Below are 26,566 nucleotides of genomic sequence, written 5' to 3'. Positions count from 1 at the left end.
AAGGTTAATCTTAAACTAAAAAAGCTTCACGAACACGGTTCCAGAACGGAAAAGGACGGTACCTGGCGAAACTGACCTTCTTCTCCGATACTTGGCAGCGTACTGAAATCAGATCATCTACTGGGATATTGTTATGATCTATCGTGAGTAGTAAGCGCTGATCCTTACATGAAAGAATATCGCAATGGTGATGCTTCGGCAGTAGTAATGGCGACCCCATTGTTCGAAATACACGGTTGTTAATTGAGGCGATTTCAGCAATCTGCAGCGCTTCTATAGATGGGTGAACCATGGCTCCCCCAAGGCTCTTGTTATAGGCCGTGCTACCAGAAGGAGTTGAAATACAAAGTCCATCACCCCGGAACATTTCGAAGGTAACATCATTGATGTCAACTTGAATCATTATAGTTCCATCTACTCCTTTAAGGGTAAATTCATTTAGGGCAATGTGGGACGAAGAACCGGATTTCTTGTGAATTTCCAGCTCAAGTAACGGATATTTCACGATACGAGGTTTCTGAGGCTCTGAATCCTCGGTTCCGCACATGTAGTCGATTAAGGTGGGCAGCTCTTCCGCTTGCCAGTCCGCATAGAAGCCTAAGTGTCCTGTGTGCACACCTACGAAGGCTAGATTGGGGATTTGATCGATAAAGGTATGAAAAGCGTGCAGCATTGTGCCGTCTCCGCCAATAGAGATGACGATTTCGGGAGACTCGGCATCCAGTTGCAGGTCCCGCTCCGCCGCCAGCTTGTGAAACTGCTCGGCAAGTTTGATTGATAGTTCATCACCGCGGTCCAGAACATAATATCTCAAGATGTACAGGCTCCTTTTGTATAATTCAGTCATACACCGATCATAATCAATCTTGACCCGGAACACAATATGTTAATCAACTTCGCCGTACCCATCGAATCATTGCCATGAATACAGGGATAAGCAGTGAGGCTAGAAGTGCAGCAGTTAATAATACGCTCAGCAGGGCGAGGCTTGCCGTGATCCCTGAGGCAGAAGGGGTAAAGGCAACAGAGGCTGGTAATGATACCCATGCGGTAGACAGTCCTGTGTCCATCACAGGGTTCCAGAGCAGCAAGACCAATCCTGACGCGAGTATGGCGTGAATTAGACGTGCAGTCAAAAATGGCAGATACCGCAGCCCGGTACCGTTCAGAATACTTGCCACCTGGGCATGTACAGATAATCCGCCCCAAGAGAGAATGAAGGCAGCTGCCGCTACCTTGAACTGAAGCGGGATGGAAGCTGCGGCTTCACCTGCTGAACGGGCACCGATAGTCACCTCAAAGAATCCGCTAATGAGGGCCTGGGCAAGCTCTGGAGGACCACCTACAAGGGACACTAGATGTCCGGTCATGCTAAAGAGTGAGGATAGGATACCGGCACGGGCTAGCAGTTCCATTAGCACATTGAAGAATACAACCAAACCACCTACGACAATAATAAGCTTTAGCGAGGACTGGATTGCTCCCTTTAGTAGCTCCCCAAAGCTCCGTCCATCTTTGCGCCGAGCCTCCTCCATGGCAAGAAGTGCTCCATGGATTCTTCGAAAACCTTTTTTGGTTGGAACAGAAGGGGCAGTAGAACTAGTTATGGATGGGTCTTGGGATGGGGATCTCTGTTCTTTGCGTCCATGGAACGACATTAGCAAGCCAACAATCAAACCGCTCCCATAGTGGGCAAGGGCAAGGATGAGCCCCAACGATGCGTCTCGAAAAAAACCTACGGACACTGCACCTAACAGAAAGATTGGATCGGAGGAGGTTGTGAAAGCTACTAATCGTTCACCTTCTACTCTGCTAATCAGATTCTGTTCCCGCAGCTTAGCGGTTAATTTAGCGCCAACAGGATATCCTGATACATATCCCATCGCAGCGACAAACCCTCCGCTACCTGGTATACCAAAAAGAGGACGCATTAATGGATCAAGCAGTGCACCGAAGAGATGAACTATTCCTAGGCCTAGCATGATTTCGGATATGACGAAGAATGGAAATAGGGAGGGGAATAACACATCCCACCAGATGGCCAGGCCTCGTAAGGCTGCGCCAAGGGATGCCTCCGGATGAAGCAGCATCAGCAGCATACAGCCCGCCAATGCTAATCCCAGCAGTGGGCCGCCAATCTTTTTAAAAGTCATAATTAACGCCTCCTGATCTATGGTTAGATGTATGCGAAAAGAAGGACAAACAGCACAAAAAAAATAAAGGAAGCGGTTACATGAATCGGTGCTTTTTCGCTTGAAATATGATATTATGTAAATAAGAAATGCACCCTCTGTTACAAGAATAAATGGGATGGAGTGATGGCGATGAGCGTTGTAGCCGGAGTTCTCGTTTGTGCTTTTGTATATGTGATCCGGGTCTCTCTCGTCCCTTCAGGTGATGAGGAATTTCGGACCTACTGACAATAACCTCCAGGCGCTAAACTATAGTTTAGCGTCTTTTTTCTGCCGTTTAGGGGCACTTTCGACGGATATCCGAGCCGTGCTTTTTTTTGGTATAATAACGTAAGAAACGTTTCATTAATATGGAAGAGAGCTGGTAACCTCAATGAATCCAAATGAGAGTATATATGAGAACCTAGGAGGAGCTGAGGCGCTACATCGATTGGTGGAAGTGTTCTATGCCAAAGTGCAGCTTCACCCGCAGCTGGGTCCGTTATTTCCTGAAGACATTTCTCCTGTTCTGGAGAAGCAGTATCAATTCCTGACACAGTTTTTTGGCGGTGGCCCACTGTATTCAGAACTGCATGGACACCCCATGATGAGAGCAAGGCATATGCATATTCCCATTACTCCAGAACGAGCTGAAGAATGGTTGCAGTGTATGAAAGAGGCGCTCGTGGAGACTGGCGTAGAAGAGCCGCTACGTTCCTTCGTGCTTAGTCGCCTTGCGGGTCCCGCACATCATTTTGTTAACATGCCCCAGGAATAATAAGGGACAGGTTGATCCTGAAAGGAATGAGAGTACTTGCCAGACTTAATACCCCTATATTCTATAAAGGTCAAATGTTGCAATTGTGAACATGAATTTTCAACCTCTCGCGTACGCCCTAGCCTAAAAAAGGCTATTCGCCGCGATGCTGATTTTTGCGCATATTACAAAAACGAGAATCCGGATTATTATGTTGTACGTGTCTGCCCGAGTTGTGGGTTTGCCTCTACAGAAAATTCAGCGGACAAGCTGACGGAGCTTCAGCAAAAGGCATTTAATGAACAGGTAGGAAAACGATGGAAGAGCCGTGACTTTGGGGAAAAACGAAGCTGGGAAACTGCACTTGAGACCTATAAACTGGCGCTTCTATGCGCTCAAAGTATTAACGATAAGGATCGAATTATTGCAAGTTTGCTTCATCACATTGCTTGGTTGTATCGGTATCAAGGGAATACAGAGCAGGAACAACGCTTTTTGCGCTATTCATTGGATGAATATGTGAAAGTGTACGAAAAAGATGGAATAGCTGGCAATGATGCCCGGCTCATGTATCTTATCGGCGAACTTAACCGGCGCATCGGAGAGTTCTCTATGGCTGTAATGTGGTTCTCCCGCCTGATTAATGATCAGAAGATTATGGATGCTGCGATGATTCGAGCTGCCAGGGAGCAGTGGGTTGTGCTAAGAGAGCAAATGCGCGGCGAAGCTGTAGATATTGATGCCGATGGATTGCCTTCAGGTTCTTAAAGCTTTACGAACAACAAAAAGCGCAGAAGAGAGTAATGCTCTCGTCTGCGCTTTATAAAAATGGTAAGATTGGGATTTAGATGACCTCTATTTATCGGACTGACCGATCGAATAGGAGGTAATCTCCGTCGTTATCTACAACTGTGGGACTGGCGCTGCAACATGGGAAGACAAGTAGTTTTTTCTTGCCGTCACGAACGATTTGCAATTCTTTTGGCTTCATAGGGAGAAGAACATTCTCCGAGTTGCAGAAAGGGCAGTACTGCACATACATATCGCCTAAAATAATGTCATAAGGCCAGGTATGACTAAAAGGAATCATTGTGAATCCTTCCCAGAAGGAGACTCTTCATTTCCATCCTCAGCTTGCGGTGAATTCTGCTTTTTGGATAGCTCAGCTATTTTTTGTAGCAAAATATGTTGGGGCATATGCATCAAGTGTTCCAGTGGAACGCCTAGTTGCTTGGATAACGTTATGGCTGTTTCCGGTGAAATTTGTAGTGGCTTCATATGGATGCCCTCCTAAAGTTTATCGGCTATGAATGTTCCGGTATCGTTATTCACTTTACCATGGTGTTAAGTCAATTACAAAGAAAACCAAATGAGAGCAAAGGAATGGTGAGAAGAGATGAAACAACCATTATCACTGACTTGGGAACTTGATTCCATATTTCCTGGAGGATCGTCGTCTTCTGAGTTAGAAAGCTTTTTAAAGAATCTTGAGCAAAATATTGCAGCCTTACAGGGTCTGGTGAAGAATGCTGTAGCTCCAACGGATGTTGAGTCTACAAAGACGCTGGACGAGGCTATAGAACTGCTTCAGAGCTGTTCAGGAAGACTTGTTGAGGTCTCTTCCTTCGCTGACTGTCTGGGGGCTCAGAATCAAATGGACAAGGGTGCTGTAAGACTGGCGGCTCGAGTGACAAGTATGCGTGCTGGATTCGAAGGCATTAGCTCACAATTCAGTAATGTGCTTCGTCAGACTACGGACAAGGTATGGACAGAGTGGATGGCACGTCCCGAGATTGCTCCATTAACGTTCGTGCTGAGCGAGAGTCGTGACTTGGCCCGTGAGAAGATGAGTCCAGAATTGGAAAGCTTAGCGCTAGAACTAGCCGTTGACGGATATCATGGATGGAGCGGGCACTATGATACGATTGTAAGCTCGATTAAGATTCCCTTTGAGGATGAAGAAGGAACAAAGCTGCTCTCCGCAGGTCAAGCTTTTAACAAGCTGGATGATCCAGATCCGAAAGTACGTCAATCCATGTTCCGTAAATGGGAAGAAGCGTGGACCGAAGCAGCAGATAACTGTGCGGATACCCTGAATCACTTAGCAGGCTTCCGTCTGAAGCTCTATAAAGGAAGAGGTTGGGAAGATATTCTGAAAGATCCGCTGAACATCAATCGGATGTCACAAGATACTTTGAATGCGATGTGGGACGTGATTACAAATAGCAAGCCTGCACTCGTGACCTATCTTCAGCGTAAAGCTAAGCTGCTCGGACTGGATGCTCTCTCCTGGGTAGATGTCGAAGCGCCAGTGGGCAAATCTTCAGGTAAAATCCCATATGATCAGGCCGCTAAAGATATCGTTACCCAGTTCCGCAAATTTAGTCCGAAGATGGCAGAGTTTGCAGAGCGTGCTTTTGATAATAACTGGATCGAGGTTGAGGATCGTCCGGGAAAACGTCCTGGAGGTTTCTGTACATCCTTCCCTGAGAGTAAGGAATCGCGGATTTTCATGACTTATAGCGGTACAACTTCCAATGTTTCAACCTTGGCGCATGAGCTGGGACATGCTTATCATTCTTATTTGCTGGATGATCAACCTGTATTTAATCAGAACTACGCTATGAACGTTGCAGAGACTGCTTCAACCTTCGCAGAGGTCATTGTGTCTGACGCTCAGGTTAAAGCGGCTAGCAATGCTGAAGAGAAGCTGGCGCTGCTTGAAACGAAAATTCAAAACAGCGTGGCCTTCTTTATGAACATTCACGCTCGGTTCCTGTTTGAGACTCGTTTCTATGAGAAACGTAAGGAAGGCCTTGTAAATGCTGAGGAGCTGTCTGAATTGATGGTGGAAGCACAGAAGGAAGCCTTCTGTGGGGTGCTTTCGGAATACCATCCTCATTTCTGGGCTTCTAAACTGCACTTTTATATCACAGATGTGCCGTTCTATAACTTCCCTTACACCGTTGGCTACATGTTCAGCACAGGCTTGTATCGACTGGCTCTGCAAGAAGGAGCGTCCTTTGCAGACAAATACGATAGCTTGTTGCAAGATACTGGTGTGATGACTTTAGAGGATTTGGTACTTAAGCATCTGGGTGTGGATCTTACGAAGCCGGACTTCTGGCAAGGCGCTACAGATCTGATTGTAGCTGATATTAATGAGTTCTTGGAGATGACGGAGCAATTAGTTTGAAAAAGTCTAAACTAAGACAAATTTAACGGTGGAAAAAACAATAATTTTTCAGCATGAATACGCAAAAGCCCCTGATATAGGGGCTTTTTTTAATGGCGAAATGTCGAAAAATCACGATTTATAAAAAGAAATATGCGAATAATCTATGGATTTCGCGCATCTATAGGGATAATAACCCAATTTTGCCGAATAATGTTGTTTGCCATTTGTTAGTAACCTATAATGAGTCTTAAGCCTTATATAAGGCGCGCTAGAAAACCACTTGGCTATGCTCGCAAAACTAAGGAAGCGCTTACGAAGCCGGTTTTGCGAAGTGAATTCGAACGAAGCTATGCTCACAAAACTTTTAGGAGGAAAAGTAATGCTTAAGACGGAACAACTATCATTAGCGAGACAGATGGATATGGTGTTTAAGGAGCTACAGGAAGAATTATCGGGATTAACTTCTGGTACGGTTTTTGTGCAAATACGAAATAACATGATCGGAAAATTCGGGATACGACATAATCCTCTTTCTGGGCGAAGCGGGGGATTCACTGATGTGAAAGAAGGGATGACAGATGGACAGCAGTCTTCTTTTCGACTAATGGCGCTGGAAAGTCTGAAATACAAGCGGCGTTGGACGCATGGTGAGATATCTTATGAATTCGCCATTAGACAGGGAATGGTGATTGTAGATGCTACATTGGAGTCCAATTATAATATGGCGAATCTAATGATTCGTTCGCCTCGTAATGCCTATGCTGAAAGTTCCGAAAAGTTTTTTGGTTAAGCGTTGTTTACATAAAATTTCAATAATTGTGAAAATCAAAAACCCTCCCACGACTTCAGAAAGAAGTGTAAGAGGGCTCAAAAGCTACTCGGCTTTAGGCTTTTTTAAAATATAAGAAAGTATAAGTTTCGCACAATACTTTATGTCTTATATTTCTCGCTTAAATGCGTAGCGTCCTAGTGAGGACGCCGAAGGCGTTTATGCTTGATATACCCTAGCCGGATAAAACACTTAAGATAACGTTGTTACTGACGACCAGACAGTTGTTGTTCTGCCAGTTGTACTAGACGTTTAGTGATGTAACCGCCCAGAGAACCAGTTTCGCGAGAAGTGTAGTTCCCGTAATAACCGTCAGCTGGGATCGTTACTCCAAGCTCCTGTGCTGCTTCATATTTCAACTGTTGCAATGCCGCTGTTGCTTGAGGAACGACCAGGTTATTGGAACGACTGCTACGACCTTGACCTGCTTGACCCATGTGTGTCACCTCCTTCGCCCGTTGTGAAGATAGTATGAGCGCTAAGAGGTTAATTCATGCATCTCTTCGAAAGGTTTCAAGGATGGTAATTATTAGTGAAATAATAGTGAGGATAGGAATTCTTTATTATTAGGAATTTCACACAAAAAATCGGTCTTGCCTTACGAAATCGCAAGGCAAGACCGATATAATGTATATCTGCTTTAAATCTCAGGATAGATCATTTCCAGCACGGTGGATAGATTCTGACTCTGACCGGGTTCTATCGTTAAAAGACCTGTGAAGGAAGCATCCTCGGATACATTCGGTGCATTGGCGAGCCACGTATAAGGCTCAATGCACAGAAATTGATCTGCTGGCCCTTTGGTATATAGCACCCAGTGACGGAATAGATTCTCGTCGGCAGTATAACGAAGGCCATAACCATCATCGCGTAATAATAAAGCTTCTACAGGCTGTTTTTCTCCTATACGTAGAGCAGTATCAAAATTAGTTCCCTGTATGTTCATTCCGGTGTTCAAGGCTTCCAGATCACCAAGTGGAATTAGATTGCCGCTAGGGAGCAATTCATCGTTCAGTTCATAAATACTATTTACCGGGAGCTTAAGATTCCAGCGCTCAGGTTCTCCATCAATCATAAACCAGGTATGATAACCGATCCCAAAAGGAATTCGATGATCTCCAAGATTTGTAACCTTTAAAGTTTGGGTAAGCCGGGCTTCCTGAAGCCTAAACGTCATTTCGAATTTAAGTGGGATAGGGAATTGCTCCATCCAGTGTGGATCATCTTCCGTTCGGAATTCAGTAGTGACCGCGCAACCATCCTCATCTTCTTCAATATCGCTGACACACCAGGCCTGAGTTCGGTGTAGACCATGAATATGATTGTCATTAGCGGTATTCTGGTCGAATTGATAACTTGTACCCTCGAACTGAAATTGGCCCTTACGAATTCTTCCGGGTGGAAATAATAGCGGCATGCCAAAATGGTAAGGTTTTTGCATAAAGAAAGCTTGATCGCTTTCATCAGGCTGCCGTAGAATTTCCCGTTGTTTCTTTACATCAAACAATGAAATCACGTTATTTCCTAGTCGCGGCAAAAGCGTGACTTCCAGTTCACGGCTGTGCAAAATATAAGTATCATAACCGCCCCACTGCCCTTTGGTCACCTGTTTCATGAGATATGCTCCTTTATCGTAACTGTAATCGAATTGAACATGGATAACCTTATCATAACAGATTTATACGGTAGTGGTTAAGTGATTTGACAACTTCTCTTTATGGTTCTATGATGAAGGCATTAATTCATGATGATAATGTGATGACGGGGACAAGTAGGCAGGCATTGCTCCTTCAGAAAGCCGGTGGTTGATGCGAACCGGTAGGACAAACCTGATGAATGGACCCCTGAGCGCCGAGCTTGAACGGGAGCTAGATGCCCTAGTAGACCGGCCGGATCTTTCCCGTTAACGGAAGACTAAGGCTGTTTTTTTTCTTGTTCAGACAAGATTAAGCAGCGAATAAGGGTGGCACCACGGTCTCACGTCCCTTGCGGATGAGGCTTTTTTTGCGTTCTCGGAAACTTAGAAATGACATCAAACGGAGGTCTATATTATGAAAAAAGTAATGTCAGGCATTCAGCCGAGCGGTTCACTTACACTGGGGAACTATATTGGAGCTCTGAAAAATTTTGTGAAGCTGCAAGATGATCATCAATGTTTCTTCATGGTTGTCGATATGCATGCGATCACTGTAGCACAAGATCCTGCGGCACTGCGTGAGCAGTCAGAGTCCGTAGCGGCCCTCTTTATTGCAGCGGGAATTGATCCAATACGTTCTAATGTCTATATGCAGTCCCATGTGCCACAACACGCAGAACTGGGCTGGATCATGACGACACTTACAGCAATGGGCGAGCTGGAGCGTATGACCCAGTTTAAAGATAAATCATCAGGTAAAGATTCTGTTGGCGCTGGTTTATTCGTCTATCCTTCCTTGATGGCAGCAGATATTCTTGTTTATAATGCGGATCTTGTGCCAGTTGGAGAAGATCAGAAACAACATTTGGAGCTGACTCGTGATTTAGCTGGCCGCTTCAATAATCGTTTTGGCGAATTCTTTACGATACCGGAGCCGTACATTCCAGAGGTGGGTGCACGTATTATGTCTCTGGATGATGGCACCAAAAAAATGAGCAAAAGCAGTCCTAACGCAGGCAGCTACATTGCTCTGTTAGATTCACCGGACGTAATCCGTAAAAAAATCAGCCGTGCAACGACTGATTCAGGACGTGAAGTGATTTTTGATCCAGCTAATAAGCCAGAGATCAGTAATTTGATGAGTATTTATTCCGAATGTTCTGGAATGACACTGGCGCAAATTGCCGATCGTTATGAAGGGCAAATGTATGGCGGCTTTAAGAAGGATCTTGCTGAAGTGGTTGTATCTACGCTTGAGCCTTTACAACAAAGATATAATGAAATTCGTAGCTCGGGTGCGATCACAGATATTCTTGCAGAAGGTGCTGATCGTGCGCGCATTGTTGCAACAGAGACGCTGAATGGAGTTAAAGAGCGAATGGGATTTCTGCCAGCCCGTTAATCTAATCAACGCTTAGGCTTTCCTGCTTGCGTCTGATCTTGGCCTTGAGGATAAATCCCCAGCCAATATTCATGACACAGAGAAATCCGAGCAGAAGTGCCAACCAAAAGCTATAACTGATCGCGATTGAAGCGGCAGTAAGAATAAGAATAGAAGAACAAGCGAACCAAAGTGAAAGTCCTTTACCCATTAGGAGAGCCTTCCTTTCTATGTCTGCTAAAATGAATCCCGGAGTATGATAATAATACTCCGGGATTTTTTGTGATTATAGAATAGATCTCTGCGTAAGTCTACAGTTTCATCGTAAAGAACCAGGGTCAATAGAAAAACGTTTGTCGAGCTTCTCGCTGCTAAGCCAACCCACATAAGTATTTAAAGGCCGATATTGATTGTCCATCACTAATACAGCCACAAATGGATATTGTTTGCGATGTAAATAACGCACGTCCCCCCAACGTACCATATATCCTGAAGGAAGTTCCTCCACTTCGGCTACTGCATAAGAGGTGAAGTATAGAAAGGACTGAATATCAGGGTGCGACTTGGATCTCTCCACAGCGGGATGATTCGAGCATACAGCATGTTTAAACCACTCCAGTCGATTATTGACTAACTGCCCAACATTATAGCTACCATCTTTTTTTACTTTTACTACATTCCAGCGCTTTAGTGAAATTGTAGGGATTACAATATAACGTTCGCCGGCATTATGATGTAAATCCTTGAGTTTGATATTACGCGTAAGGCGTGCGTGAACGACGGTTCTCCAAATATAATAAAGAATAGTACAGGCATACAGCGTAATAAATAAAGGTTGCGGTGGAACGATACCGGTGATCCAGAGAAGGATGGCTGCGATATGGCTACCAAATATAAACGGGTCAAAAATGTGGATGATGTTCCATGCAATCCATTTCTCCGTGAATGGACGTGCAGCCTGAGTGCCATAGGTATTAAATAGATCAGAAAATACGTGAACACCTACGCCAATGAAGCTCCAGAGTGCGATGTGGCTTAGGGCTTGTAAATCAGTAAAACCAAATAAGGGCCCTAATACGAAGGAAATCAGGGCGGGCCACAGAATTAGAAAGGGTAGGGAATGTGTAATTCCTCGGTGATTACGAATATACAACGCATTGTCCTTCAGTCGTAGCGCAGTATCAGCATCAGGAGCCTGAGAGGCGAGCACTGTTGCCAGCATAACAGCCCCAGCCAGTTTCGGATCAGAAGCAACGATGGGATCAACGAAGGAAAGCCCGGCTAAGCCTAGGCCCATAACTAAATGTGTAGCAGTATCCATTGGTCAGTTCTCCTTTGTTGTTCGGAAGTTCTCTATTAATAATTACCCAAATACCGCTCAGGTTATTAAGGGGATTGAAAGAAATATTAAATAAATATTGTCACGTAATTGTCGAATTCATGAACTTACTGCCCCATGACTGTCAAAGTCTTCATGGGTTTGTTATGATAAAGTTAACAGCGAAGTTTTAAATACTTCGGTAAGAACGTTAGATTTTCGTTTAGAAGGAGGATCATTAGGTGTGGACAATCATATAACATTTCAAGCTTCTTCCGATTCTGCAGCCATGTCTGCAAAATCTCCACCGGAAGGTGCTAGCTGGCGTGATTTCATTGCTGTAACAAAACCCGGTATTATCCGATCTAACCTTATTGCGGCCTTTGCGGGATATTGGTTGGCCTCGGGTTGGGATGTTCATTACGGCAGATTAGTTCTGACTCTGCTCGGTACAATGCTGGTTATGGCTTCGGCCTGCGTTTTTAATAACTATTTCGACCGTGATCTGGACATGAAGATGGAAAGAACCCGTGAACGGGGACTTCCTACAGGACGACTGAAACCAAACACTGTATTATTATACGCCATTGGGCTTGGTATTGCAGGTTTGTTCGTGCTGTTTGCTTTTTCTGGTATGCTTGCCGGTCTGTTTGGAATTGTTGGCATGTTCGTTTATGTAGTAGTATACACCCTTTGGTTGAAGCGGACATCAACATGGAGCACCTCCGTAGGTGCGATTTCTGGAGCAATGCCCCCGGTAATTGGTTATGTTGCGGTTTCAGGAACGGTTGATCTAGGCGCTTGGCTGATCTTTGCCATGTTGTTTCTATGGCAACCCCCTCACTTCTGGGCTTTGGGGATAAGACGTAAAGAAGAATATAGAGCGGCAGGATTTCCGTTGTTACCTGTAGTTAAAGGGACGCGACGTACGAAATTTCAGATGATTCCTTATGTAGCCCTTTTGCTGCCTATTCCAGTGTTAATGTACGCGTACGATTACGCAGGCATATTTTTTCTAATCATTTCATCAGCGTTGTCCTTGGCTTGGTTAGTATTGACCTTGATGGGCTTTAAGGCTAAGGATGATGAGGTCTGGGCGAAGAAAAATTTCCTCTTCTCCATTAACTACCTGACAGTTAGTTTGATCGTACTTGTATTGAATACGATTCACGGTTAAGAAGAGGGAGGGTATACGTGTCCGTGCAAACCTTTAAGCGTTATAAATGGACTTGGCTTCTGCTAATACTTGCTTTGATTATGGCTGGTTATCTGGCATTTAACTCTTTGAATTTGGGAAAAGAAAAATTGCCAGTAATCGGAGAAGTACAGGACTTTTCTCTTGAAAATGTGAATGGAGACCAGGTTACTCTGGCTGATACACAAGGTAAAGCACGGCTGGTATACTTCTTTTTTACGCAGTGTCCGGATGTATGTCCTATAACTACGTTTTTATTATCTCAGACACAGAAAATTATGGTCGAGGATGGCAGCTTTGGTAAAGATACGGAGTTTGTTTCTATCTCTTTTGATCCGAAGAATGATACTAGGGAAGCTATTAAGACTTTTGCAGACCGTTTTCAGGCGAATTATGATGGATGGTATTTCTTGCGGGGGGATCAGGAAGAAGTTCGTAAGTTAGCGACGGATTCTTTTAAAGTATTAATCGCAGGGAATTCGAAAGAAAATTTCGTGCATGCCAACCGTATAGCGCTAGTTGACCGAGATAATCGACTTCGTGCATTGTATGACGCAGGAGATACGGAGAATGTAACTCCTGAATTTCTTGCCGATCAGCTGAAGGAATTGGCTCGGGAATAGACATTAAACATTAAAAACGCCTTTTTCGAATCCCTTTTTATTGAGGGGATAGCGAAAAAGGCGTTTATACTTGTTTCAGCTAATATGGAAGTGGTTCAGGGTAGACGATGAAATCTTCCAATCCAGCTTTTTCGAGCTGAGTGATGTTATATTCATCAGGAGTCCCTTCCACACCAGCATATCCGCGACGAGTATAAATGTGATCAGCATCAGGGAAGGCATCCCGGAGCACACCGCGTATTTTTTTTCCAGAGCTGTCGTTATCTAAATAAAGGAATACTTCTCCATCTCCTACTTGTTGCCGGAGGGACTCTAATTTTAGTGTATTTAATGTACCAAAGGTACATAGGATTTCTACTTCCGGTACCAGCACGCGTCGTAATCTGCTGCGATCGTTCTTACCTTCGACAATAATCGTTATGGACATTAGCTGACAATCACCTCCGGGATGGATCCAAGCTTCAGGCTCATTATAGTTTACCGAAGGACCGCCATTTTTAACAACTGTTTCTGCAGGAAAGTCTTCATTCCCCGGGAAATGTCGTAAAAGCAAAGAATCATGCGGCTCGCCCGTTCCATTTGGAAGTGAGGTTCGATAGTTTTCCTGTGTTTTTAGGTGGAAGAAGAAGCAAGGCTACCATTAGTAGTATAAAGGCTATGAAGTAAGGAGAAACGAAGGACCTTAGCTGTCCAGCAGCCACGGGCCCAGCGAATGCACCAAGTGACATGGCTATCGACTGCATGGAGAAAGTCCGACCCATTCGCCCAGGGCCACCGAGACTAATGAAGAGTGATGCCATTGCAGGAAATAACACTCCTTTGGCTGCACCGAGCACAAAAAGAATCGCAGCAGTCGGAATTCTGTGAAATGAGGCAAGTGCAAAGAAGCTGATGGCCATTCCCAGTAATGCCGCTGCTATTCTTCCCCCCGGAGAAAGACGGTTCAGGAAGAGCATGCTGAGCGTTACCAAAGCACCTAAACTGAGGAGTGACAGTAATATACCTGTGGAAAGGATACTGTTACTCCCTGTTTGAGATAGTGGGAGCTCGAAAAAGAGAACACCTTGTGAACAGGAAACGAAAAAAGGTAAAAGGTAATACCGTTTGGATACCAGATCATCATCTTTCGCTGGAATAGAAGGTTTATCTGGAACTTTTAATGTTGATTGCGCTGAGCTTAGCGGCTTTAATATATGTCTCGAATGTGCAGGTACACTAAAAAAAGCCATGATTCCTGTTGCGATAAGGAGCCATCCAAGTGTGGTGAAGGTGCCAGAGTAGCCGGCTTTTGCTACGATAAAAGCTCCTGCAGCAGGCGATACAACTGAAGCTAACGTATGAACGATACCATGTCCGGACATATATTTCCCCTGCTCTGTGGCATCCGATGACAAAGAAGCCAGTAACGTCATACAGGCTGGAGAGAGAAAAGCGAGCACGAATCCACTTGCTGCTCTTAGCATTAGCAGATGCCATGGAAGCTGTACATGAGCTTGCAGCAGTAGGATAGCTCCCGCTGCGACAAGGCTGAAGACGATGTAGCGGCGGGAGCCATTACGATCGACGAGTACGCCTGCAAGCAGATTGCCGGGAAGGTGGGTCAACGAGTACATGCCCATCATCCAGCCAATAAAGGTGGGTCCTGCACCAAGAGAGATGGCAAAGGGCGTAAGGACGGGATACTGAGCATGTAAATCGAAGAACGCCAAAAAGAGAAATAAGTATAGCCATAGCGCAGTTTTCACAGGGAAACACCTCCGAGAGCCACCTACAGCACAAGTGAATGCAGGACGGCGTAATAATGAAGAACCAATTCTTAAGCACTACTTGTACTTTACGTGGGACAGAGAGGGCTTATACCGCTTTTTTAAATCCGCTAGTAGGTATACCTTTTACGGAGGGTGGAACCATGAATTATGATGGGTATTCATGTATAATAATTAATATTGGCGTTATGTCTATGGGAAGAGAGAATCCTTGGGACGAAACTAGGCGATAGGGGTGTTGTGAGATTGATGGATCCAGAGGTATGGTCACAGTTTATAAGGGAAAATTGGCTAGTTATTGTAATTGCGCTTGTCCTGCTGTTTGCGGTTGTTAATTTGGTCAAAACCGTTCTGAAATGGGCGATTGTCATTGTGATTGTTGTAGGTTTGTTCATCTATAGTGGTGTTACAATGGACCAAATTGGTAACGCTGTGAATAAGGTGGCAGATGGAACGGTAAGCACGCTAAAGAAGGAAGCGCAAGAGGTTATGCTTAAAGAAGCGCAGGATGCGAAGTACACTTCAAATGGAGACGGGACCTTTACGATTACAACGCCGAATATTGAAGTGAAGGGCGCAGCGGGTGAAGATAAAGTAGAGGTTACTTTCCGTGGTGTTAGTCTTGGAAAGTGGAGTATTACAGATACGACAAAAACATTTATCGAGGAAGCCCGAAAACATCAATAATAGGCTTGGATTCAAAAATATAACATGCGAGCAAGCACGCGACTGAAAGGAGAGAGCGGATATGATAAACGGATGGATGACTAGTGTGAGTGATGCTAATATCATCTCCATCGCCCTCCTGCTGGTTGTAGTCTTCTCTCTATTGCAAGGCTGGAGCAGAGGTTTCTCAAGCGCTACCGGAAGATTATTTGGGCTGCTGGGAACAGGATTATTTACTATAGCATCTTTGATATTAGCTATTCCAGCTGCAGCCTACCTCAATCCCTATGTAGAGACTTGGGCATCGGGGATTAGTCTGCCTGATACGAAGCTTACACAGTGGCAGCAAATTTATTATACGGCGGTGTCTGTGTTATCAGAATCACCGCTAGTTCGATTTCTATTGTTACTCCTGATTTCTTATCTGTTGATTCGTATGCTCTTAGGATTGTTATCCATGTTGCTTCCTTTTCCACAATTGCGGCGTACTAAGAAGTTTAAAGACAGAAAGATTACGCAGGTAAGCCGTATGGGAGGAGCAATAGTTGGATTAATTATCGGTTTAATGCGTAGTCTGGTAATTGTTCTTGCTCTTTTCATCTGTGTTGGATTAAATCCGGAGAGTGGATTTAGTCGTTATGTGGAGTCCTCTCCAATCTATAGTCAGAGTGCTGCTGCTGTATTTGAGCCTATTGTTGGTGAGACTGTGCAGAAGAAGCTTCCTATTCTGACGAAGACCGTTGCAGCAGAGATGAATGATATCCTTCGCAGAAAATATGAGGTTATCGATCATGAAATTCCTCAGGATATTATAGGAGCGGCAGAAGACATTGTTGGACAAGCGCAAGATGAAGAGAAAAAAGCGAGACTTCTCTATGATTGGGTAGGTACACGCGTGACTTACGATTATGCTAAAGCTGAGAATTATTTGCAAAACAGGGTCTGGCATGAACAGACACCACAGGATACATTCGACACTCGGCAAGGGGTGTGTATAGACTATGCCCGACTGTACGCTGTAATGGCTCGTTCACAGGGCTTGCAGGTACGGGTTGTAACAGGTCAGGGTTATGATGGACGTGGCGGGTATGGTGCACATGCTTGGAATGAAGTATATATAAGTGATCGGCAAGCTTGGATCCCGCTCGATCCGACTTGGGCTAGTAGTGGAGATTGGTTCAATCCGAAGGATTTTGATGAAACGCATATTAGGGAGAACGCCCTCTGAGTGAGGGCGCTGAACTCCTGGGGTGTGGTACAATAAACTCAAGTAACATCAGTTCTAACTTAAATGCGAGGGCATGCTCACAATAAGCAGCTAAGAACTCACCTTCACCATAAGAGTAATGTCTCAGGCAAAGGTATGTCAGACATTTTTTTAAAATATAAGAAAGTATAAGCACTATACTTTATGTCTTATATTTCTCGCTTAAACACTTACCGTCCTTATAAGGATGTTCAAGGCGTTTATGCTTGTAGAAGGAGAGAAAGCTGGTGAGTTTGTTTGGTAAGCAGCCCCCGCCTAAGGACGGGATATCTTCAAGAAATTCTGTAGGTCTGAGACTGAATATTTTTTTCTTCGGCACTTTTTTTATTTTTTGTATTATTATCGTACGTCTTGCAGGTTTACAGTTTACTGAGGGAGCTCTGTTGAGTGAAGAAGAAACGAGCCGGGAAACGAAAATTGTTCCGCTCACAGCGATGCGTGGGATTATTTTCGCTGCCGAAGGAGAGCAGATTGCCTATTCAACACCTACGGAGTCGCTTTACCTTACATTAACTAAAGATTATACAGCTAGAACGACAGATAAAGTAACGGGTGAGACCACACTTACGGAGAAGGCGAAGAACAACTCCGATATGCTTGCGGCAAGGCTTGCGGCTGATTTTGCTAAATATGGAGATCCGAATGCACCGAAGCTGACGCAGCAAGATATCTTGGATTCATTAGATTTAGATTTCAAAAAGTATTTAGGTTATGTGCCGCGACGGATCAAGACTGGATTAATTCCCGAGGAAATAGCCTATTTCATGGAGCATAAAGACAATTATCCGGGGCTAACGATCGTGGAGGAGAGTGTTCGTCACTACGATAAAGATACGGTAGCGGTACAGACAGTCGGCTTTGGAAAGCCGTTTAAATCGACTGAAGATATAGCGATGTATAAGAATGTCCGTAGTGAAATGAAAAAAGATTCTCCCCCTGGACTTATGTATAAAGCAGAAGAATATGTGGGGTTTGATGGTTTGGAAATGCAGTATCAACGAGAGCTACGAGGAGAAAATGGTTATCAGGTCATTTCGGTGACTCCTCAGAATATGGCTGAGAAGGTTGAACAGAACGTTGCTCCTGTAAAGGGTAATAATATTTGGATGACCATTAATAAGAAGATTCAGATGAAGACAGAACAGGCCATATTGGATCAGATTAAATGGCTACATACCAATGCAGTTCAAGGCGAGACGCATCCAGATGCTTTAACCGGATACGCCGTAGCAATGGAAGTGCAGACTGGAAATATTGTCGCCATGGCAAGCATGCCGGATTACGATTCAAATGTATGGACCAAAGACTCCTTACCAACACCTGTCTGGAATAAAATTATGAATAATCATCTAAACGGTACGATAACTTCGAATTCATCTGGTAGATCAGGTCATGACTTTAGTTCACTTGTGTTTATGGGATCTACGATCAAACCATTAAGTGTGTTAATTGGTTTAAATGAAGGTTTTTTTAATACCTCAACAACCTATTCAGATGTGGGCATTACTTATTTTGGTAAGGATAATAAATCATCCGTAAGAAATTCATCAGGTCACGTATACGGCCCGCTTGATCCAGCTAAGGCCATTAAGGAATCTTCTAACGTATTTATGATTGATATGGTGGGTAAGCAGCTCTACAAGAATTATCCGGGAGATAAAGGCATTGAGGTATGGGACAAATATATGAAAAAGTTCGGACTGGGTGTATCTACTAAAAGTGGTCTCCCAGGTGAATCACCAGGCCAGATTAACTATACTGATCTTAAGGCTGCAGGCAGCTCGCAGGCTGCACTTATCTATGCTTCTTTTGGCCAACAGGGCAGTTATACTACACTGCAGCTTGCCCAGTATGCTTCTACTCTTGCTAATGAAGGGGTGCGTATTAAGCCTCAACTTGTTAGTAAGATCACGGATGCACAAGGTAAGTTGGTTAAGGAATTTAAAAGAGAAGTGCTTAATACAGTAACGTTTGACAAATCCTACTGGAAAGAGATCAAACAGGGGATGAGCAGTAAAGTTAGTGCCTTTGATGATTTTCCTTATGATTTTGCACGTAAGACAGGTACCTCTGAAAAAACAGACAGAAAAAATATAAACCGCGATAATGGGGTGTTTATTGCCTTTGCTCCGCGAGAAAATCCGAAGCTGGCCGTAGCGGTTGTTATACCAGAAGGAGGCTTTGGCTCCAACAGCGCTGCTCCGGTGGCTCGTAAAATTTTTGACGCCTATGATTGGGAATATGGGCTCGATGGTGTGCCGAAAAAGAATGTTGCTCCTGCGTCAGACCCCGTTCAAGAATAATTAGAGAAAAAGGAGAGAAATAAACTGTGAGTTTTTTCCGTAAGCAGGCCTCACCTCCAGATGAGACCAACAGTAAAAGTTCCATAGGCCTGCGACTCAACGTGTTTTTCTTTAGCACGTTTGCTATATTTTGCGTAATTATTATACGCCTGGCTGTGTTGCAATTCGTGGAAGGACCAACTTTAACAGAAGTGGAGACAAGCAGAGATACCAAAAATGTACCCCTTGCATCCATGAGAGGTGTAATTTATGCTGCTGAAGGTGAGAAGTTAGCGTACTCTACGCCGGTTCAATCGCTGTATATTACACTCAATAAGGAGTATACCGCTAAGCAAACAGATAAAATGACCGGTAAAACTACCCTAACTCCAGAGGCTAAAGCCAAGTCAGATGCATTGGCAGCCAAGCTGGTAGCTGATTTCAATAAATATGGTGATCCAAAAGCTGAGAAGATGACAGAAGAAGATGTGATTGACGCACTGGATTTATATTTCCGGAAATCACTTGGCTTTATGGCACGGCGAATTAAGGCTGACCTGACTACTCAGGAAGTGGCCTATTTCATGGAACATAAGGGAGAATACCCAGGCCTTGAAATTGTCGAGGAAAGCATTCGTCATTACGATAAAGATACGGTTGCCGTACAGACGATAGGTTATATCAAGCCTTTTAAATCAGCAAACAGCCTTAATATTTATAAGAATATCTTAAATGCTATGAAGAACAATCCGGAGCCAGGACTAACTTACAAGGACGACGAATTTGTCGGATTTGACGGCCTGGAGCTGCAGTATCAGAGAGAGCTTCGGGGACAAAACGGCTATCAGGAAATCTCCGTCAATCCACAGAACATGGCAGAGAAAGTCGAACGTGTAGTCCCTCCTGTCAAAGGCAATGACGTCTGGACAACCATTAATAAGAACATTCAGATGAAGACAGAGCAGGCGATTATGGATCAGATTAAGTGGCTGCATTCCAATCCTGTACAGGGTAAAACGCATCCTAATGCTTTAACTGGTTACGCTGTAGCGATGGAAGTCGATACGGGGAATATCGTCAGTATGGCGAGTATGCCGGACTACGATACGAATATTTGGACATCGGGATCCTTATCCACAGATGTCTGGAACAGTATTATGGACAACTATCAGAACGGTACCATTAATCCGATTTCTTCAGGGACGTCAGGTAATGGACTTAGGTCTGTACTGCTACTAGGTTCAACGATTAAACCTTTGAGCGTACTCGTGGGTTTGAATGAAGGTCTCTTTACAACCTCAACTTACTATTCGGATAGAGGTTTCGCGGCTTTTGGTAAAGCAGGTCATGAAACCAAGGTAAGAAACTCTGGAGGACACGTATACGGTTCTATGGATCCAGCAAGAGCGATTGAGAAATCCTCGAATGCGTTCATGGTGGACATGATCGGTAAACGATTGTATGACAAATACAAAAGTAAAGGCGTAGATATCTGGGATAAGTATATGAAAGAGTTTGGCCTTGGTGTATCCACGGGAAGTGGTCTGCCAAATGAATTCTTAGGACAGATTAACTATACCAATATAGAGGCTGCGGGTAGTGCACAAGCGGCACTTGTTTATGCTTCTTTCGGCCAACAAGGTAGTTATACGGTGTTGCAGCTTGCCCAATACGTAGCTACACTTGCTAATGAAGGACAGCGGATCAAACCTCAGCTAGTTAGCAAGATTACAGATGCTGACGGAAAAGTAGTCAACGAGTTCGGTCGTGAGGTCATAGATGAAGTAACAGCCTTCGATAAATCCTACTGGAAAGAAATTCAACAGGGTATGCGAAGTGAAGTTAGTGCTTTCTCTGATTTTCCTTATGATTTTGCTCGTAAGACGGGAACATCCCAACAAGTGGCAAAGGGCCAAATACGCGATAATGGTGTATTTATTGCCTATGCCCCACGAAATAATCCTAAGCTGGCAGTAGCCGTAGTCATTCCAGAAGGGGGCTTTGGTTCCCAGAGTGCTGCGCCGGTCGCACGCAAAATTTTTGATGCTTATGATTGGGAATATGGACTTGATGGCGTTCCGAAGAAGAGTCTACAGTCAGGTAATAATACGAATGATCCTGCGAATGAAGGAACAACTACAGGTACTCAGTAACTTTGACTCTAAGGTGAATAATGATTAAAAAATAAACAGCTGCTCTATTGAGAGCATAAAAGAATGGAGGGGTGGCAATGACTGCCAAATACCGCCTGCTTGCTTTGGATATGGATGGAACCCTACTGAATGATGAACAGATTATTACACCTACAACGGTGAAATGGCTTCAAAAGGCGGTCGACGCAGGCGTTCACGTCTGTCTGTCGACGGGCCGGGCTTTTACAAGTGCATTTCCATATGCTGAGCAGCTTGGACTAGTAACACCTATGATTACTGTGAACGGTAGTGAGGTATGGCGAGCGCCACATGAAATTTATCGGCGATCCTTGATGGACCCTATGCTGGTACAACAAATGTATGAACTTGCTAAAGAAGATGACATTTGGTTCTGGGCCTATTCTACAGAAAAAGTCCACAAACAGGATAACTGGGATGGGGATGTAACGGGCAGAGAATGGCTTAAATTCGGTTATCACACCGAAGATGATGATCTTCGTCATAAGCTGCTGCTTCGTCTTCAAGATATGGGTGGATTGGAGATTACGAACTCCTCTCCACATAACCTGGAGATTAACCCTCTAGGAGTGAATAAAGCAGCCGGAATCATGGAAGTCTGTAAGCTGCTAGGACTAGACATGTCCCAAGTTATAGCGGTTGGTGACAGCCTCAACGACCTTGCAGCGATTCAGCAGTCAGGGCTTGGGGTTGCCATGGGCAACGCTCAGGAGACGGTTAAAGAAGAGGCTGACGCTGTGGTGGCTTCTAATAATAATGATGGAATTGCAGAAGTCATTCAAAAATATATTTTTAATAAAGCTATTGCGAAGTGAATCCATAGAGCATATTTGCTATTAGGAGGTTAAGTATTGACGATCCTGGGTTGGATTCTTATTATTGCTTTATTTGCCGTAGGGCTAGCCGGGGCTGTGTATCCTATACTGCCGGGTGCACTTGCGATTTATCTTGCTTTTTTCGTATATGGCTGGTTCTTTTCTTTCGAGCCTTTTGGTGTTTGGTTCTGGATCATTCAAACGCTGATCGTTGCAGTTCTATTTATTGCTGATTACGTTGTAGGAGCGTGGGGCGTTAAGAAATTTGGCGGCTCGCGTTCATCGATTATCGGGAGTACAATCGGGCTAATCATTGGTCCTTTTGTAATCCCAGCCTTTGGACTTATTATCGGTCCGTTTCTGGGTGCCTTTATAGGAGAATTGATCGTGGGTTCTTCCCCAGCTAAAGCTGCCAAAGTAAGTGTAGGATCAATACTTGGGTTGTTTAGTAGTACTGTTGTCAAAATTGTGCTACAAATTATTATGGTCGTCCTCTTTTTTATATGGGTCGTCCGGTTTTAATTTTAACAGTGAAGAAGGGGAAATGGTTTGTCCAAGAAAGAGTCTTTCGTAAAAGGCACGCTTATCCTTGCTGCTGCAGCGTTGGTGGCAAGGGTACTCGGGCTTGTTCAGCGGGTGCCGCTGGATCATATTTTTGATGATGTGGGGAGAGCATCATTTGGGGTATCGAACAATATCTATTTAATGCTGCTCACCGTGGCTACAGCAGGTATTCCAAGTACGCTCAGTAAAATGGTCTCCGAGCGGTACGCTCTGAATCGTCCTGAAGAGGCGAGACAGGTGTATCATGCAGCATTGCTATTTTCAGTAGCAGCAGGGGTAATCATGACGGCCTTGCTGTACATAGGCGCTCCGTTCTATGCGACACATATTGCTGATGTACCAGAATCAGCGATGGCAGTTAGGGCTATTGCACCTGCGCTTTTACTTTTTCCGGCAATTGCCATGATGCGTGGATATTTTCAAGGGCGCAACAATATGATGGCTGGTGGTATTTCACAGATTGTAGAGCAGTTCGCTCGCGTACTAGTCGCTATTTTACTAGCTTATATTCTATTACAGCAGGGATATAACAATACAACTATCGCTGCAGGAGCATCCTTCGGTAGCGTAATTGGTAGTATTGCAGCATTTGGCGTCATGATTTATTTTGCAATCAAGCTGCGCCGAGAGGATAAACAGCAGGGATTAAATTACGATACTACTCAAAAATTGCCGATTTGGGGAATTTACAAGGATATTTTCACACTATCGATTCCGATTGTGCTCTCTTCACTTACGATTCCCGTAGTGAATGTGATTGATACTTCTTTGGCTGTTCCACTGCTTATCGATCAGATGGGTAGAGAGAGTGCAACAGCAGCTTTGGGTATACTAACCACGCGTGCTCAAAGTGTGGCCGGAATTCCGCCAGTACTAGCCATTGCGCTAGGTACCTCGCTGATTCCAATCATTTCTGCTGCCTATGCCCGTCGTGATGAGGTGCACTTGAAGAAGCAAATTACACTTGCTTTGCGGATTTCTATCCTGACAGGGATGCCAATTGTGTTGGCGCTTGTGGCTGCAGCCTATTCTGTGAATGGGTTACTGTTCAGTAGCTTGGACGGAAGTGGAATTGTGGCGATGCTTACGATTGGAACGATCTTTCAGATCACCATGATGACGACGAACTCAATTTTGCTCGGTATGGGCAAATCACGTATTTCAATGTATTATGTGCTAGTGGGTATTATTGTTAAATTAGTCGCAAGCTTCTTACTAAGTAAAGTATTTGGGATTTATGGGATTATCGGCGCAACAGCACTTTGTTTCGTTGTCATTACTATTCTTAACTTACGGATGCTGAAATCCATTGTATCTTTCGAAATTATGGGTAAACGGTGGGGAGGCTTCGCAATTTCGGTTCTTGTGTCCGGTGGTATTGGTTTTGGTTTGAACCAAGCTGGAATTCTGTTAACAGATCTAATGCCTGCACGTCTGGCGTTTCTGATCACTTGTCTTGTTGTAGGGGCCGCAGTTGTTGTTATTTATCTGGTCATGCTTATTGTACTGGGTGTGCTTACTAAACAGGAAATCTCCAGTTATCCGCGTGCATTGCAAAAATTGTTGAATCCGCTGATGAAATTACAGCCTGCGCGTGTTCGTATGAGAGAATAAGTTTGACTTCTGCATGACATTTTGCTTCACTTAAAGAATAGAAATTTGACAGATATGGAAGAAAGGACTGAACAAGCTATGGACAAAATTAGTTCTCCTGCTGAATTTCAGGTAGCCATTCAATCTCCTCGATTAACTGTAACCATCTTCAAGGCGGACTGGTGCTCGGATTGTAAATTTATCGATCCTTTTATTCCTGAGGTAGAGCAAGCCTATGCAGATCGTCTAACGCTGGTCGAGGTTGACGTTGATGCTGTGGGTGACGTTAGTCAGGAACAAAATATTATGGGGATTCCAAGCTTTGTCGCGTATTCCGATGGACGTGAATTGGTTAGATTCGTTAATAAATTACGTAAATCCCGCGAGGAAATTGAGAATTTCCTGGATAAAGCGGTTCAAGTGCATCAAAGCCTTCAACAGTAATTCCGGAAAACCACCGCTTTCGCCTGTTTGAGCAAAAGCGGTGGTTTTTTTAAAATGCTTCTTCATTACTAAAAACTGCGGGTGATATTTTTGACGACAAATCAGTTGAAATGGCTTAGTTATCTTACTTGCCTTATCATGTTCCTCGCGGTATTAGGAGGAGCGGTTGTAACGAAGACTGGATCGGGATTGGAATGTGGAAATGAATGGCCGCTCTGTCATGGGAAATTGATTCCGGCCTATACTGTAGGTTCGATGATTGAATACACCCATCGCTTGTTTAGTGGATTGGCGGGGTTATTGTCACTTGCCTCGATGATTGCTTTTTGGCGATATGCTCGAAATCGGCGGGATTTGTTAGTATATGCATTTATGACGTTGCTGTTTGTAATTGTACAAGGTGGTATGGGAGCGCTTGCAGTAATTAAATCCCAGTCTGCTGCTGTAATGGCATTACATATGGGCTTTTCCTTGATCGCTTTTTCAAGCTCTCTGATGTTGGCTCTCGGAACCAAAAGGCGACATGAGGCAGGCGAATACGAACATAAGATGGAGATTCAGAAGAAGCCCGTCAGCAAGGCTTTCCGCAATTTAACCTGTTTTACGGCCTTATATTCCTATATTGTCGTTTATATTGGAGCCTTTGTTAGTCATACGGATTCACGCGGGGGATGCTCTGGCTGGCCGCTTTGTAACGGTGAATGGGTTCCGGAGCTTTCCGGGGGAGTAGGAATTGTTTTTACACATCGGATTGCGGCTTTGATCTTATTTATTCTTACTGCGGTGCTCGGACATCTAGCTTTTTGGAAACATAAGGATTATCCAGAGCTAAGAGCTCTTGGCGTTGCTGCTGTTCTGCTATGCTTAATGCAGGTGTTTAGTGGAGCTGCTGTTGTTTACACACTAGATAATGAAAGATTGTACATATTTGCTGCCTTGGCTCATATTTTGTTGATTGCTTGCTTGTTTGGCGTTCTATGCTATATGAGTGTAAGAGTTTGGCAGCTGAGTAGCGCGAGAAATGCCGAGTTTGAAAATAAAGCCAATAACTCAATGGTTCCACCCCCTTGGTAGAAAGTTCCCTCCGTGGATAGAGTCGCTTTACCTGCGGAATAATAAAATGGAAATCGGTATATCGTGGTGCTGGACAAAACTTTAGGAGGGCTGGGATATGCTGCGGGTTATACTTGGAGAGCCGCCTCGAAAGAACAGCGGTGTATTGGCTGATGCGATGGAGAACATGGCCACTTTTGCAGCCTTACTGCGCAAGGAAATGAACGCCCATGAGGATAATGACCATGAATACCGCAAGCTGGAGATTTGGACACGTGGACTGATCTCCTCATTGGATGAATTGGAGCAAAGCTGGTTCGCAGCTGCTTTTTACCGGAAATCGGTAATCGCAGGGTTTATGGACGATATGTCACCAGTGGAACAAGGCGATTATGCGCGTTATGTTTATTTTTATAAAGATGGATTTATTCGTGTGTTCTCTCTTCTCGACAAGCTTGGAACGGTGCTGAATCATTTTTATGACCTCAAAACTTCCAAATTAAAAACGCACTTTTCTTATTTTACAGTGCTGCGTCAACTTCAGTTGTTGAATGTGCATCCTGCATTAGCGGATCAACTGGAACAGATCAAGAACTCTTATCGTGATCCACTGGAGAATCTACGCAAGCGCAGAAATGCTGAAATTCATTATATGAATTCCGAAATGCAGGATGATTTATGGCAGCGACATCAAGGTCTGCATGACAAAATTCAGCTTGAGGATTTAGATAGCCATCTTGAGGATTTGAAGCAGTCCCTTGAAATGAACTGTAAAACATTAATCGCGGCATTCAGCTATAGCAATGAACAGCTGCGTAAGGAAATTAGCAAGCCAAAGAGCGTACAATCCTAAGCGT

At 44.2% G+C, this 26,566-nt stretch carries 27 protein-coding genes and 1 other annotated feature; of the genes, 17 read left to right on the top strand and 10 right to left on the bottom strand.

Annotated features, from left to right (window positions below; translation table 11 throughout):
* Positions 1 to 10 precede the first annotated feature (10 nt).
* Together L1028_RS22305 and ylbJ are read right to left on the bottom strand one after the other, a co-directional pair.
* Positions 11 to 814 carry an NAD kinase gene (locus L1028_RS22305; RefSeq protein ID WP_234539808.1) on the bottom strand — a complete coding sequence of 268 codons (804 nt, stop codon included), beginning with the start codon at positions 812 to 814 and terminating at the stop codon, positions 11 to 13.
* Positions 815 to 890: 76 nt separating this feature from the next.
* Complete coding sequence (gene ylbJ / locus L1028_RS22300) at positions 891 to 2,153, bottom strand: sporulation integral membrane protein YlbJ (protein WP_234539806.1); 1,263 nt, start codon at positions 2,151 to 2,153, stop codon at positions 891 to 893.
* Between the two features lie 412 nt (positions 2,154 to 2,565).
* Here ylbJ and L1028_RS22295 point away from each other — a divergent pair, with 412 nt between their 5' ends.
* Both L1028_RS22295 and L1028_RS22290 read left to right on the top strand, forming a co-directional pair.
* Complete coding sequence (locus tag L1028_RS22295) at positions 2,566 to 2,949, top strand: globin domain-containing protein (protein WP_042130923.1); 384 nt, start codon at positions 2,566 to 2,568, stop codon at positions 2,947 to 2,949.
* Between the two features lie 36 nt (positions 2,950 to 2,985).
* Entirely contained in the window at positions 2,986 to 3,696 is a 711-nt protein-coding gene (locus L1028_RS22290; protein ID WP_234539804.1) for a DUF2225 domain-containing protein, read from the top strand.
* Between the two features lie 91 nt (positions 3,697 to 3,787).
* Here L1028_RS22290 and L1028_RS22285 read toward each other — a convergent pair whose 3' ends face one another.
* Positions 3,788 to 4,018 carry a hypothetical protein gene (locus L1028_RS22285; RefSeq protein WP_234539801.1) on the bottom strand — a complete coding sequence of 77 codons (231 nt, stop codon included), beginning with the start codon at positions 4,016 to 4,018 and terminating at the stop codon, positions 3,788 to 3,790.
* Positions 4,015 to 4,206 carry a YycC family protein gene (locus L1028_RS22280; RefSeq protein WP_042130920.1) on the bottom strand — a complete coding sequence of 64 codons (192 nt, stop codon included), beginning with the start codon at positions 4,204 to 4,206 and terminating at the stop codon, positions 4,015 to 4,017. The genes L1028_RS22285 and L1028_RS22280 overlap by 4 nt, the downstream gene beginning before the upstream one ends.
* Positions 4,207 to 4,324: 118 nt before the next feature.
* Here L1028_RS22280 and L1028_RS22275 point away from each other — a divergent pair, with 118 nt between their 5' ends.
* Positions 4,325 to 6,124 (top strand): M3 family oligoendopeptidase, encoded by a 1,800-nt coding sequence (locus L1028_RS22275; RefSeq protein WP_234539799.1) that lies wholly within the window; start codon positions 4,325 to 4,327, stop codon positions 6,122 to 6,124.
* A gap of 361 nt (positions 6,125 to 6,485) precedes the next feature.
* A complete protein-coding gene (locus tag L1028_RS22270) occupies positions 6,486 to 6,896 on the top strand; it encodes an O-methyltransferase (RefSeq protein WP_234539797.1) in 411 nt (136 codons plus the stop codon).
* 245 nt (positions 6,897 to 7,141) lie between these two features.
* Here L1028_RS22270 and L1028_RS22265 read toward each other — a convergent pair whose 3' ends face one another.
* Both L1028_RS22265 and L1028_RS22260 read right to left on the bottom strand, forming a co-directional pair.
* A complete protein-coding gene (locus tag L1028_RS22265; protein ID WP_042130917.1) occupies positions 7,142 to 7,372 on the bottom strand; it encodes an alpha/beta-type small acid-soluble spore protein in 231 nt (76 codons plus the stop codon).
* 203 nt (positions 7,373 to 7,575) lie between these two features.
* Positions 7,576 to 8,550, bottom strand: coding sequence for an aldose 1-epimerase (locus L1028_RS22260; RefSeq protein WP_234539795.1), 975 nt, complete (start codon positions 8,548 to 8,550; stop codon positions 7,576 to 7,578).
* A 134-nt stretch (positions 8,551 to 8,684) separates the two neighbouring features.
* Positions 8,685 to 8,925 (top strand) — a binding site (T-box leader).
* 61 nt (positions 8,926 to 8,986) lie between these two features.
* Here L1028_RS22260 and trpS point away from each other — a divergent pair.
* Positions 8,987 to 9,973 carry a tryptophan--tRNA ligase gene (gene trpS, locus L1028_RS22255; protein ID WP_234539793.1) on the top strand — a complete coding sequence of 329 codons (987 nt, stop codon included), beginning with the start codon at positions 8,987 to 8,989 and terminating at the stop codon, positions 9,971 to 9,973.
* 1 nt (position 9,974) lies between these two features.
* Here trpS and L1028_RS22250 read toward each other — a convergent pair whose 3' ends face one another.
* On the bottom strand, positions 9,975 to 10,163 hold the full coding sequence (locus L1028_RS22250; protein ID WP_234539791.1) for a hypothetical protein: 189 nt from the start codon (positions 10,161 to 10,163) through the stop codon (positions 9,975 to 9,977).
* A gap of 108 nt (positions 10,164 to 10,271) precedes the next feature.
* Positions 10,272 to 11,273 carry a metal-dependent hydrolase gene (locus L1028_RS22245; protein WP_234539789.1) on the bottom strand — a complete coding sequence of 334 codons (1,002 nt, stop codon included), beginning with the start codon at positions 11,271 to 11,273 and terminating at the stop codon, positions 10,272 to 10,274.
* Between the two features lie 241 nt (positions 11,274 to 11,514).
* Between L1028_RS22245 and cyoE the strand changes: the two genes are divergently transcribed.
* Both cyoE and L1028_RS22235 read left to right on the top strand, forming a co-directional pair.
* Entirely contained in the window at positions 11,515 to 12,447 is a 933-nt protein-coding gene (gene cyoE / locus L1028_RS22240; protein WP_234539787.1) for a heme o synthase, read from the top strand.
* A 17-nt stretch (positions 12,448 to 12,464) separates the two neighbouring features.
* On the top strand, positions 12,465 to 13,088 hold the full coding sequence (locus L1028_RS22235) for an SCO family protein (protein WP_341482574.1): 624 nt from the start codon (positions 12,465 to 12,467) through the stop codon (positions 13,086 to 13,088).
* A gap of 79 nt (positions 13,089 to 13,167) precedes the next feature.
* Here the strand turns inward: L1028_RS22235 and L1028_RS22230 are convergent, their stop codons facing one another.
* Together L1028_RS22230 and L1028_RS22225 are read right to left on the bottom strand one after the other, a co-directional pair.
* Positions 13,168 to 13,515: a DNA primase gene (locus tag L1028_RS22230; RefSeq protein WP_234539859.1), complete on the bottom strand. Its 348-nt coding sequence runs from the start codon at positions 13,513 to 13,515 to the stop codon at positions 13,168 to 13,170.
* Between the two features lie 130 nt (positions 13,516 to 13,645).
* The gene (locus L1028_RS22225) at positions 13,646 to 14,833 is read right to left on the bottom strand and encodes an MFS transporter (protein ID WP_234539784.1); all 1,188 of its coding nucleotides are present in this window, start codon (positions 14,831 to 14,833) and stop codon (positions 13,646 to 13,648) included.
* 270 nt (positions 14,834 to 15,103) lie between these two features.
* Between L1028_RS22225 and L1028_RS22220 the strand changes: the two genes are divergently transcribed.
* The 10 genes from L1028_RS22220 to L1028_RS22175 all read left to right on the top strand — a co-directional run bounded on the left by L1028_RS22220 (position 15,104) and on the right by L1028_RS22175 (position 26,562).
* Positions 15,104 to 15,541 (top strand): hypothetical protein, encoded by a 438-nt coding sequence (locus tag L1028_RS22220; protein ID WP_234539857.1) that lies wholly within the window; start codon positions 15,104 to 15,106, stop codon positions 15,539 to 15,541.
* Between the two features lie 61 nt (positions 15,542 to 15,602).
* Complete coding sequence (locus L1028_RS22215) at positions 15,603 to 16,748, top strand: transglutaminase domain-containing protein (protein WP_234539783.1); 1,146 nt, start codon at positions 15,603 to 15,605, stop codon at positions 16,746 to 16,748.
* A gap of 266 nt (positions 16,749 to 17,014) precedes the next feature.
* Positions 17,015 to 19,090, top strand: a complete 2,076-nt coding sequence (locus L1028_RS22210; protein WP_234539782.1) for a peptidoglycan D,D-transpeptidase FtsI family protein — start codon at positions 17,015 to 17,017, stop codon at positions 19,088 to 19,090.
* Between the two features lie 26 nt (positions 19,091 to 19,116).
* The gene (locus L1028_RS22205; protein ID WP_234539781.1) at positions 19,117 to 21,222 is read left to right on the top strand and encodes a peptidoglycan D,D-transpeptidase FtsI family protein; all 2,106 of its coding nucleotides are present in this window, start codon (positions 19,117 to 19,119) and stop codon (positions 21,220 to 21,222) included.
* A gap of 77 nt (positions 21,223 to 21,299) precedes the next feature.
* Positions 21,300 to 22,055, top strand: a complete 756-nt coding sequence (locus L1028_RS22200; RefSeq protein ID WP_234539777.1) for a Cof-type HAD-IIB family hydrolase — start codon at positions 21,300 to 21,302, stop codon at positions 22,053 to 22,055.
* 36 nt (positions 22,056 to 22,091) lie between these two features.
* Positions 22,092 to 22,577, top strand: coding sequence for a DUF456 domain-containing protein (locus tag L1028_RS22195; RefSeq protein WP_234539773.1), 486 nt, complete (start codon positions 22,092 to 22,094; stop codon positions 22,575 to 22,577).
* A gap of 27 nt (positions 22,578 to 22,604) precedes the next feature.
* Positions 22,605 to 24,233 carry a putative polysaccharide biosynthesis protein gene (locus tag L1028_RS22190; RefSeq protein WP_234539768.1) on the top strand — a complete coding sequence of 543 codons (1,629 nt, stop codon included), beginning with the start codon at positions 22,605 to 22,607 and terminating at the stop codon, positions 24,231 to 24,233.
* Positions 24,234 to 24,311: 78 nt separating this feature from the next.
* Positions 24,312 to 24,656 (top strand): thioredoxin family protein, encoded by a 345-nt coding sequence (locus L1028_RS22185; protein WP_234539767.1) that lies wholly within the window; start codon positions 24,312 to 24,314, stop codon positions 24,654 to 24,656.
* A 90-nt stretch (positions 24,657 to 24,746) separates the two neighbouring features.
* Entirely contained in the window at positions 24,747 to 25,730 is a 984-nt protein-coding gene (locus L1028_RS22180; protein WP_234539764.1) for a COX15/CtaA family protein, read from the top strand.
* 97 nt (positions 25,731 to 25,827) lie between these two features.
* Positions 25,828 to 26,562: a Cthe_2314 family HEPN domain-containing protein gene (locus L1028_RS22175; RefSeq protein WP_234539761.1), complete on the top strand. Its 735-nt coding sequence runs from the start codon at positions 25,828 to 25,830 to the stop codon at positions 26,560 to 26,562.
* Positions 26,563 to 26,566 lie beyond the last annotated feature (4 nt).

Origin of the sequence: Paenibacillus pseudetheri (assembly GCF_924513355.1) — a bacterium.
GTDB lineage: Bacteria > Bacillota > Bacilli > Paenibacillales > Paenibacillaceae > Paenibacillus_AQ > Paenibacillus_AQ pseudetheri.
The sequence above is the reverse complement of the archived record's forward strand: the minus strand, read 5'-3'. Positions and strand labels throughout refer to the sequence as shown.